The following is a 9,762-nucleotide window of genomic DNA, read 5'->3' on the forward strand; positions in this document are numbered from 1 at the left end:
TCGCGATGGAGCTGGGCCGCGCCAAGGCGAGGTTCAGCGACGACATCGACGCGGCGCGGGACCTGGTCGACTCGGCTCACGCGCAGGCGAAGGCCGCGCTGACCGAGCTGCGGGACCTGGTCAGGGGAGTGCACCCGCCCGTCCTGACCGATCTCGGCCTCGACGCCGCGCTATCCGGCCTGGCCGCGCGCAGCCCGGTGCCCGTCGAGGTGCATGTCGACATGCCGGTCCGGCCGAAGCCGCTGGTGGAGGGCGTCGCCTACTTCGTCGTCGCCGAGGCGCTCACGAACGTCGCCAAGCACTCGCGGGCCAGCCAGGCGAAGGTCGTGGTCGAGGGGCACGGCTACCCCGGCACGCTCACCGTCGTGATAAGTGACGACGGAATCGGCGGCGCTGACCCGAATGGCGCGGGGCTTTCCGGCCTCGCTAACCGGGTGAGCGGCGTCGATGGCCGGCTGACCGTGGAGTCTCCGTACGGCGGGCCGACGATCATCGCGGCGGAGTTGCCATGCTCCGGGTAGTGATCGCGGAGGACTCTGTCCTGCTGCGCGAGGGGCTGGCCCGCCTGCTGGCGGAGGCCGGCCATCAGGTTGTCGCCGCCGCGACCGATGCCGAGGAGCTGATGCGCGCCATGGAGACGTGCGGCCCCGACGTGTGCGTCATCGACGTCAGGATGCCGCCGACGTTCACCGACGAGGGGCTGCGCGCCGCGCTCGTGATCCGTGGCCGGTGGCCGGGTACGGGCGTGCTCGTCTTGTCGCAGTGGGTGGAAGAACGGTACGCGACCGAGCTGATCTCCGGGAGTCCGCACGGCGTCGGGTACCTGCTCAAGGACAGGGTGGCCGACGTGTCGGAGTTCCTCGACGCGCTCGCCCGGGTGGCCGGCGGCGGCAGCGCGCTGGACCCCGAGGTCGTGGCCCAGCTGCTCGCGCGCAGCCGCCACCCCCTCAGCGTGCTGACCAGCCGCGAGCGCGAAGTGCTCGCGCTGATGGCAGAAGGCCGGTCCAACTCCGATATCGCCGAGACGCTGATCGTCAGCGGCGGCGCCGTCGGAAAGCACATCAACAGCATCTTCAGCAAGCTCGGACTCGCGTCGGGCGAGCACGGACACCGCCGCGTGCTCGCGGTCCTCCAGTACCTGAATGGGGTCACCTTATGGTCAGTTTCCTGCCGGCCGCCGCCCAGCCCGCCGCCCAGCCCGCTGCGCGCGAGCTGCTCATGACGCCCGCGCGCCGGATCATCCTGCTGCTGGGCGTCCCGCTCTCGCTCACCCTGCTCGCCTGGACCTGTTTCGCGATCATCAGCAAGGCCTCCCAGGGCAGCTACACGGTGAGCTATTCCCCTGTGCGCGTCAGCGGCGGGCTCACCATGAACGTATACGGCGGTGACGTGACCCTGCAGGGCGGCGTTGCGCCAAGCGCGGCGCAGTTCACCGGCGCGGGCACCGTCTGGTACGGCCTGACCTACTCAGGCCAGCGCCCCACTCTCGCGACGGCGCAAACGGCGGCCGGGACCACGATCAACTTCGCCTGCCCGGGATTCAACTGCGCGCTCAGCTCAACCGTCGACGTTCCGCCGCAGGCGCCGGTGACGGTGACGAGCAACGGGGGCAACATAACGGCGACCGGCATATCGGACGCGATCCTGCAGACCGGCGGCGGAAACCTGACCGTTGACGGGCTGACCGGCGACGTCAGCCTCAACACCGACGCACCTCAGAATGGTCCTTTCGGCGGCGGGAACGTCGCCGGCACGCTGGCGGCGCAGAACATCACCGTGGACAGCGGCGGCGGTAGCGTCGACCTCCAGCTCAGCACGCCGCCGTCGAACCTGAACGTCACCACCGAGGGCGGCAACGTGACGCTGCAGCTGCCCGGCGGCTACAGCTACCGCGTCGACAACATCCCTGAGACGGCTGCCGAGATCGACCAGAATGGCCCCGCACAGCCGTCCGCGATCACGGTGACCACCAGTTCCTCGTCCCAGTACCGGATCACCGTCAACGCCGACGGCGGCGCCGTCACGATCGACTAGCGCCTAACGCGGTCTCGCCGCCGCCCGCTTCCCCTGAGTGTCCCGGGCTGCGACGTTCAGGGCTCGCTGACGGCAGTGCCGCGGGGCTAGCTGAACAGCAGCACCGCGTACGCCGCGAGCCAGTGCTCGACCATGTAGTCGTCGCCGGTCACATACTCCAGGGACGCCCCGGCGTGCAGGTCAGCGGCTTGCGCGCAAACACGCGCGCGGGGATCGCCGGGGGGAAGGGTCTCGGCGAGGCGCCGCCAGCACCAGGCGCGGCTGAGGTTGAGGCCGCGCAGGTGGGCGATGTGGCCGTCGGAGGGGTCGGAGACGACCGCGGGAGTGAACAGCGCCCGCGGCTGGCCGTCGGCGATGCGGGGCAGGAAGCGGGCGAGCCAGCCAGCGAAATCCTCCCGCGGCAGCAGGCGCGCCATCAGCTCGGCCTCGCACAGGGCTGGTGACAGGAAGTCCTGGCCAGACGGCTCCCACGCGCCCGGGTAGTCCTCGTCCGCGGCGAACCAGCCGGTCGCGGCCCCGCGCAGCGCCCGGCTGAGCTCGCCGCCAGGCTGCAGGTCCGCGTATGACAGCGCCCTCGATATCCCGAACGAGCTGTTGGTATGCACGCCCGTCCGCAGCGGGTACGTTGCCAGCGGCAGCCAGCGCAGGAAGTTCTCCGCGAGGGTCCGTGACAGCGGGCGGAGGCTGGCGGCCCAGCGGCGCGCGCCCGGGTCGTCCCAGTCCTCAAGTTCGGCCGCCAGGGCCAGCGCCCAGCCCCAGCCGTACGGGCGCTCCATCGCCGCGCCGCGCGCCGTGGCCATGAATTCCGCCTCGGCCGCGACGCCCCCGGGCGTAAGCCGGGCGTCAAGAGCAGCCCTGATGTCCCTGCCCGGCACGTCATCCGGGGCTGCCTTGAGCAGGCGGACGAGCAGCCAGAACATCTCAACGCACGAATGCCAGTCGAAGCTGCCGTAGAAGACCGGGTTGCGGTCACTCGGGCGGAGCGGGAAGTCGCCTGGGGCGGTCATCGTGGTCGAGATGTACGCGGGGAACTCCAGGCCGATGTTCTCCAGGGCGGTCCTCGCGTAACCGGTGAGCCTGGGCCGCAGCCGGTCGAGCCAGCCCGCCGCGAGGTCGCCCGGCGCGCCCGCGTCAGCATCCTGCACGTCGATGCCTCCCCTGAGCTTGCCCCGAATGTAGCGCATGCCGGGGAGTTGAGGCGATTGGGCCATTGGCGCAGCTGGCCCGATACAGCCGGGCCGTTGGCGCAGCTGGCCCAGTCAGGGAGGCGGGGTCTGGGGCAGACGTCGTTATAGTCCCCTGATCAGGTCGATGCTTGCCGACTCAGCCGGGTCTTCTGCGCCGACTTCGAGGAACGCCCGGGCGCACTCGACGGCCACGTCGGGCGCCAGCCGCTTGAGGCTGAGCGCCAGGACATTCGCGTCGTTCCACAGCCTGGCGTTCCTGGCTATCCACGGCTCCCAGGCCAGCGCCGCCCGGACTCCGGGCACCTTGTTCGCCGCGATCGACGTCCCCGTGCCCGTCCAGCACATCACCACGCCGAAATCGGCCTCACCCGAGGCCACCGCGGCCCCGACGGCCCGGGCGAACTCGGGCCAGCTGCCGCTGCTGAGCACCCGCAGGTCGCCGGCCTCACGCAGGTACTCGATCACCGCGCGCGTGCACTCGTTCTCGTCGTCGGCCCCGAACACGATCCGCATACGGTGAACTTATCCGCGCGGCAAGCCGCCACGCACTGATCTCGCCCAGCTCTTCGTTGCCGGCTGATGCCGGCCGTTGCCGGCCGCGGACGCGGCCGGCAACGGCCGAGCGGTCAGCGCCTGTCCCTGGCGGCGGCGACGACCGCCTGGCCCAGGCTGATCCCGCCGTCGTTGCAGGGGACGCGCGAGTGCACGAGGACGGTGAACCCGCGTGCCTCAAGGCGCGCGACCGCCGCGGAGAGCAGCAGGACGTTCTGGAACACGCCGCCGGACAGCGCCACCGTGTCCAGGCCGTGGCGCTCGCGCAGCAGCAGGCAGCCCTCCTCCACGAGCGCCGCCACGCCGTTGTGGAAGCGGGCCGCGATGACCGCGCCGGGTACGCCGGCCGCGAGGTCGTCCACGGCGCCGCGCACGAGGTCGCCGCCGTGGACGCGGAACGGCTGGGTCGCCTCGATCCCCGCGCGGTAGGCGCCGCGCTCGGCCGGGTCCGCGAGCTGCTCGAGCTCTATCGCGGCCTGGCCCTCGTAGTTGACGGCGTCCCTGACGCCGAGGATCGCGGCCACGGCGTCGAAGAGCCGCCCCGCGCTTGAGGTCAGCGGGGAATTGACGCGCTGCCGCGCCATGGCGACGACCGCGGCCCAGCGCGCCTCGTTGCGCTGCCCGACGCCGAGCGACGCCGCGGGCGTGCCGGGACAGGCCGCGTCGAGGTAGGCCGCCGCCATCCGCCACGGCTGCCTGATGGCGGCGGCGCCGCCGGGCATCGGCACCGGCGCGAGATGACCGGCCCTGGTGAAGTCCGCGCAGTCCGCGACCAGGAACTCACCGCCCCATATCGTGGCGTCGCTGCCGTAGCCGGTGCCGTCGAAGGCGACGCCGATGACGGGGTTGCTCCCGTCCGCGCCGTTGTCGGCCAGGCACGAGGCGATGTGCGCGTGATGATGCTGGACGCCCACGAGGTCGACGTCGTCCAGCTCGAGGGCGTACTTCGTGGACAGGTATTCGGGATGCAGGTCGTGGGCCACGACCTGCGGGGCGATGTCGAACAGCCGGCGGAAGTGCTCGATGCCCTCGGTGAACGAACGCAGGGTCTCGGCGTTCTCCAGGTCCCCGATGTGCTGGGAGACGAACGCATGATGCTCCTTGGCCAGGCAGAACGTGTTCTTCAGCTCCGCGCCGCAGGCGAGCACAGGGCGGGGGAACCCGGCGTGCACCGCCACGGGCTCGGGCGCGCAGCCGCGGGACCGGCGCAGCAGCATCGGCCGCCCGCGGAACACCCGGGCCACCGAGTCGTCCGTCCTGACGTGGATCGCCCGGTCATGGGTGAGGAACGCGTCCGCGATCGGGCCGAGCCGCGACAACGCGTCGGCGTCGCGGTAGGCGATCGGCTCGTCAGACACGTTCCCGCTGGTCAGCACCAGCGGGCACGCTGCCGCGGTCGCGAGCAGGTGGTGCAGCGGGCTGTAGGGCAGCATGATCCCCAGGTCGCGGTTGCCCGGCGCCGTCGCGCTCGCGACGTCCGCCGACGGCAGCCGGGGCAGCAGCACGATCGGCCTGGCCTGGCTGGTCAGCAGGCCGGCGGCGGCCTGATCGATCGCGCACAGCCGCCTCGCCGCCGCCAGGTCGGCGGCGAGGACCGCGAACGGCTTGTCCTCGCGGTGCTTGCGGTCGCGCAGCGCCGCGACCGCCTGCTCGCACGACGCGTCCGCCGCGAGGTGATAACCGCCCAGCCCCTTGACGGCCACGATCCGGCCCTCCCGCAGCAGGGCCGCGGCACCGTCCAGGGATTCGCCGGCCCGCGCGCGCACCCGCCCGGCCGGGTCGCGCAGGGCCAGTTGCGGCCCGCACTCCGGGCAGCAGACCGGCTGCGCGTGGAAGCGGCGGTCGGCCGGGTCGTCGTACTCGGCCGCGCACTGGGCGCACATCGCGAAGCCGGCCATCGTGGTCAGCGGCCTGTCGTAGGGCACGTCCCTGACGATCGTGAACCTCGGCCCGCAGTTGGTGCAGTTGATGAACGGGTAGCCGAAGCGGCGGTCGGCCGGGTCGGCCAGTTCCCGCAGGCAGTCGGCGCACGTGGCGGTGTCCGCGGCGACCAGGGTCCTGCGCGGCCCGGCCGGGCCGCTCGCCACGATCCGGAACGACGCCGTCCCCGCCGGCGCCATGTCGGTGGCGGTGATCCGCTCGATCCGCGCGAGCGGCGGCGCGTTCTGCTCCAGTGACCGCAAGAACTCCCTGACGGCCGCCGGCGGGCCCTCGACCTCGGCGAACACCCCGTCGACGTCGTTGCCCACGAGCCCGCCGAGCCCCAGGCCGGTAGCCAGCGAGTACACGAACGGGCGGAAGCCGACGCCCTGGACGATTCCCTCGACCCGGACGGCTGTCCTGACGACCTCGGTCATTCCCTCGCGGCGCGGCTGAGGTCGGCTTCGAACTCGACAGCGACCTCGTCGCGCAGTTTCAGCGCGCCGAAGAACCCCGTGTACGGCGTGATGCCGAAGTCGGTCTGCCGCACCGTGGCGGTGCCCCGGTAGTGGCGGCCCGGCGCCGCGCTCGTGACCTGCAGCCGTACCGGCTGGGACTTGCCGCGGAAGGTGAGCGTCCCCTCGATCGCCCCGCCCGCCCCGGCCGGGATGACCCGTGCCGACGTGAAGGTCGCGGTCGCCTGGTCACCTCCGCCCAGGATCTTGGCCGCCGTGTTCGCGATGTCGCGGCGATCCTTGTCCGTCAGCGGCTTGGCGCCGCCGGTGCCCTCGCGCACGGCCAGGGAGCCGAAGTCGAGCTCGGCGCTGACCGTCGCCGCCGTCACCCCGGCCTCGTCGTCGGGGATCGTCACCTGCCCAGACCAGCGGGTGACCTCGATCGTCAGGTCGTGCCCGGCCCTGGCGGCCAGTCCCGCGCGGCCGGTCTTGATGAGCACTCGCCCGCAGTCAGGGCCGAGCCGGTAAGTCCCCTTGATGTCCGCCACGGGACAACGGTAGGACCGCGGCACGGGAAAGGTCCAGTCGCAAGTGTCCAGTCGCAAGTGTCCGGATACGCCCGCGCCGCGCCCCGCCGCACATCTTCGGCCGGACGGCGGGCGTCAGGCGAACGGGATCTCGCCGAAAAGCTCCCGGATCCGCCGCAGGTCGCGCAGTCGCGGCTCGGTCGTGCCGCCCACCCAGCGGCTGACCGTCTTGACCGAGACACCCAACTGGCGCGCGGCCGCCTCCATCGTCAGGCCCTCCCTGCGCAGCGCGCCCGCCATCCAGTCGGCGAACGACGCCGGGCCGCCATCGCCGGCCGCGGCGGCGCCGCCATCGCCGGCCGCGGCGGCGGCGGCAACGGGCGTGCGGTCGTCGGCCCGCAGCAGCGACGTCAGGGGGTTCAGCCCGGTCGTGCCGCCAAGCTGCACACCGGAGCGGAGCACGTCGACCTCGACGTGGTCGGGGAAGATCCGGAAGGAGACGCTGATCGCGCCGGTCGGCCCGGCGGCCTCAAGCAGCGCGCGGGAGACGGTATCGCCCACCTCGCGATTGTCTTCCTCAGAAAGCGGCGACTGGGCGAGGCAGCGGCGTACGAAGTCCCGGATGTCCGGGATCGACGACGGCCGGGCGGGGAATGTCTGCGATACGACCACGACCGGAACGACCTCGATGTTGCCGCTGATCGTGCCGTCTTCCCTGTCCATCGCCCCTTTTCCGGTCGGCTCGCCCATTTGGTGCCGGGCCAGCGCACGGTCACGCTCTCATCTTTCGTCACCAGGGTACGTGGACAAATCGGCTGAACGCGAGTCCGGCGAAGCGGACAGATGGTGGACAGATATGTCCAACTGGATGACTGTTGTGTCTTGTACTCGCGCCGCGGCGGGCTTACGCTGTTGCCACCGGCAGCGGGCCCGCGGGCCACAGCAGGCCAGAGCAGGCTACAAGGAGGCTGCGAGCAGGCCAGGCTGCGGATCGGACCGATCCAGCATCCAGCAGATCGAAGGGTGGCGTTCCATGCCAGACGCCGAACAAGAGCCGGTCGTGCACATTCTCTGGATGAACGGGGGCCTCGGCTGCGACGGGGACTCGGTGGCGCTCACCGCCGCGACGCAGCCGAGCATCGAGGAGATCGTCCTCGGCGCCCTCCCCGGCCTGCCGAAGGTCGCGGTGCACTGGCCGCTGATCGACTTCGAATGCGGCCCCGAGCAGGGCGCCGACACGTTCATCGACTGGTGGTGGAAGGCCGACGCCGGCGAGCTCGAGCCGTTCGTCCTGGTCGTCGAGGGGTCCATCCCGAACGAGGCGATCAAGCAGGAAGGCTACTGGTGCGGCTTCGGCAACAACCGCGAGACCGGCCAGCCCATGACGACAAGTGAGTGGCTCGACCGGCTGGCACCGAAGGCGACCGCGATCCTCGCGGTGGGCACCTGCGCCACCTACGGCGGGATCCACGCGATGGCCGGGAACCCGACCGGCGCCATGGGCGTGCCCGACTACCTCGGCTGGGACTGGAAGTCCAAGGCCGGCCTGCCGATCGTCTGCGTCCCCGGCTGCCCGATCCACCCGGACAACCTGTCCGAGACGATCCTCTACCTGCTGTACCAGGTGGCCGGCCAGGCCCCGATGATCCCGCTCGACGAAGCGCTGCGGCCGCGCTGGCTGTTCGAGGCCACCGTGCACGAGGGCTGCGACCGCGCCGGCTACTACGAGCAGGGCGAGTTCGCCGGCGAGTACGGCTCGCCCACCTGCCTGGTCAAGCTGGGCTGCTGGGGACCCGTGGTCAAGTGCAACGTCCCCAAGCGCGGCTGGATCAACGGCGTCGGCGGCTGCCCCAACGTCGGCGGCATCTGCATCGCGTGCACGATGCCCGGATTCCCCGACAAGTTCATGCCGTTCATGGACGAGCCGCCCGGCGCGCGGGTGTCGACCGCGGCCAGCCAGATGTACGGCACCGCCATCCGCACCCTTCGCGGGTTCACCGCCAGGACCGCGGACAAAGAGCCCAAGTGGCGGGCGAAGGGCACCGAGCTTCTCACCGGCTACCAGAAGACGTGGTGATCAGCGATGACGACGACCAAGGGCGAGACCACGGCTCAGGAGACCGGGCAGCTCACCGAGATGGCCTGGGACCCGATCACGCGGATCGTGGGCAGCCTCGGCATCTACACCAAGATCGACTTCGGCGCCAAGCGAGTCGCCGAGTGCCACAGCACGTCGTCGATCTTCCGCGGCTACAGCATCTTCATGAAGGGCAAAGACCCCCGCGACGCGCACTTCATCACGAGCCGGATCTGCGGCATCTGCGGGGACAACCACGCGACCTGCTCGGTCTACAACCAGAACATGGCCTACGGCGTCCGCCCGCCGCACCTCGGCGAGTGGATCATCAACCTGGGCGAGGCCGCGGAGTACATGTTCGACCACAACATCTTCCAGGAGAACCTGGTCGGGGTGGACTTCTGCGAGAAGATGGTCGCCGAGACCAACCCCGGCGTGCTCGAGCTGGCCAACCGCACCGAGGCGCCGCACGCGGCCCAGCACGGGTACCGCACGATCGGCGAGATCATGCGCTCGCTCAACCCGCTCGAGGGCGAGTTCTACCGCGAGGCGCTCCAGGTCAGCCGGTCCACCAGGGAGATGTTCTGCCTGATGGAGGAGCGCCACGTGCACCCGTCCACGCTCTACCCGGGCGGGGTGGGCACGGTCGCGACCGTGCAGCTGTTCACCGACTACCTGACCCGGCTGATGCGGTACGTCGAGTTCATGAAGCGGGTCGTCCCGATGCACGACGACCTGTTCGACTTCTTCTACGAGGCGCTGCCCGGATACGAGGAAGTGGGCCGGAGAAGGGTGCTGCTCGGCTGCTGGGGGAGCCTCAACAACCCGGAGTACTGCGACTTCACCTACCAGAACATGGCCGACTGGGGCCGCAAGATGTTCGTCACGCCCGGCGTCGTGGTCGACGGGCAGCTGGTCACCACCAGCCTGGTCGACATCAACCTGGGCATCCGGATCCTGCTCGGCCACTCGTACTACGAGGACTGGGAAGACCAGGAGATGTTCGTCAC

Annotated in this window: 10 protein-coding genes; 5 read left to right on the top strand and 5 right to left on the bottom strand. The window is 70.9% G+C overall.

Translation table 11 applies throughout. The features are described from left to right. The 3 genes from Q1N79_RS05820 to Q1N79_RS05830 all read left to right on the top strand — a co-directional run. Window positions 1–521 (top strand): sensor histidine kinase (locus Q1N79_RS05820; protein ID WP_367185030.1); only part of this gene is annotated, 521 nt, incomplete at its 5' end. Beyond that, window positions 509–1,222 carry a response regulator transcription factor gene (locus tag Q1N79_RS05825; protein ID WP_300605363.1) on the top strand — a complete coding sequence of 238 codons (714 nt, stop codon included), beginning with the start codon at window positions 509–511 and terminating at the stop codon, window positions 1,220–1,222. The genes Q1N79_RS05820 and Q1N79_RS05825, both read left to right, overlap by 13 nt. Beyond that, a complete protein-coding gene (locus tag Q1N79_RS05830; RefSeq protein ID WP_300605365.1) occupies window positions 1,156–2,034 on the top strand; it encodes a hypothetical protein in 879 nt (292 codons plus the stop codon). Before Q1N79_RS05825 ends, Q1N79_RS05830 begins: the two co-directional genes overlap by 67 nt. Window positions 2,035–2,120: 86 nt before the next feature. On the opposite strand, the gene Q1N79_RS05835 is transcribed toward Q1N79_RS05830, so the two are convergent. The 5 genes from Q1N79_RS05835 to Q1N79_RS05855 all read right to left on the bottom strand — a co-directional run bounded on the left by Q1N79_RS05835 (window position 2,121) and on the right by Q1N79_RS05855 (window position 7,398). Then, complete coding sequence (locus tag Q1N79_RS05835; protein WP_300605367.1) at window positions 2,121–3,218, bottom strand: DUF2891 domain-containing protein; 1,098 nt, start codon at window positions 3,216–3,218, stop codon at window positions 2,121–2,123. A gap of 105 nt (window positions 3,219–3,323) precedes the next feature. Continuing rightward, window positions 3,324–3,734: an RpiB/LacA/LacB family sugar-phosphate isomerase gene (locus tag Q1N79_RS05840; protein WP_300605370.1), complete on the bottom strand. Its 411-nt coding sequence runs from the start codon at window positions 3,732–3,734 to the stop codon at window positions 3,324–3,326. Between the two features lie 113 nt (window positions 3,735–3,847). After that, complete coding sequence (gene hypF, locus Q1N79_RS05845) at window positions 3,848–6,130, bottom strand: carbamoyltransferase HypF (RefSeq protein ID WP_300605372.1); 2,283 nt, start codon at window positions 6,128–6,130, stop codon at window positions 3,848–3,850. Further along, window positions 6,127–6,696 (bottom strand): YceI family protein, encoded by a 570-nt coding sequence (locus Q1N79_RS05850; protein ID WP_300605374.1) that lies wholly within the window; start codon window positions 6,694–6,696, stop codon window positions 6,127–6,129. The genes hypF and Q1N79_RS05850 overlap by 4 nt, the downstream gene beginning before the upstream one ends. A gap of 114 nt (window positions 6,697–6,810) precedes the next feature. Then, on the bottom strand, window positions 6,811–7,398 hold the full coding sequence (locus tag Q1N79_RS05855; protein WP_300605376.1) for a helix-turn-helix domain-containing protein: 588 nt from the start codon (window positions 7,396–7,398) through the stop codon (window positions 6,811–6,813). Window positions 7,399–7,708: 310 nt separating this feature from the next. Between Q1N79_RS05855 and Q1N79_RS05860 the strand changes: the two genes are divergently transcribed. Together Q1N79_RS05860 and Q1N79_RS05865 are read left to right on the top strand one after the other, a co-directional pair. Then, window positions 7,709–8,752: a hydrogenase expression protein HypE gene (locus Q1N79_RS05860; RefSeq protein WP_300605378.1), complete on the top strand. Its 1,044-nt coding sequence runs from the start codon at window positions 7,709–7,711 to the stop codon at window positions 8,750–8,752. Between the two features lie 6 nt (window positions 8,753–8,758). Then, window positions 8,759–9,762 (top strand): nickel-dependent hydrogenase large subunit (locus Q1N79_RS05865; protein WP_300605380.1); only part of this gene is annotated, 1,004 nt, incomplete at its 3' end.

The organism is Trebonia sp. (assembly GCF_030042015.1).
Lineage (GTDB): Bacteria > Actinomycetota > Actinomycetes > Streptosporangiales > Streptosporangiaceae > Trebonia.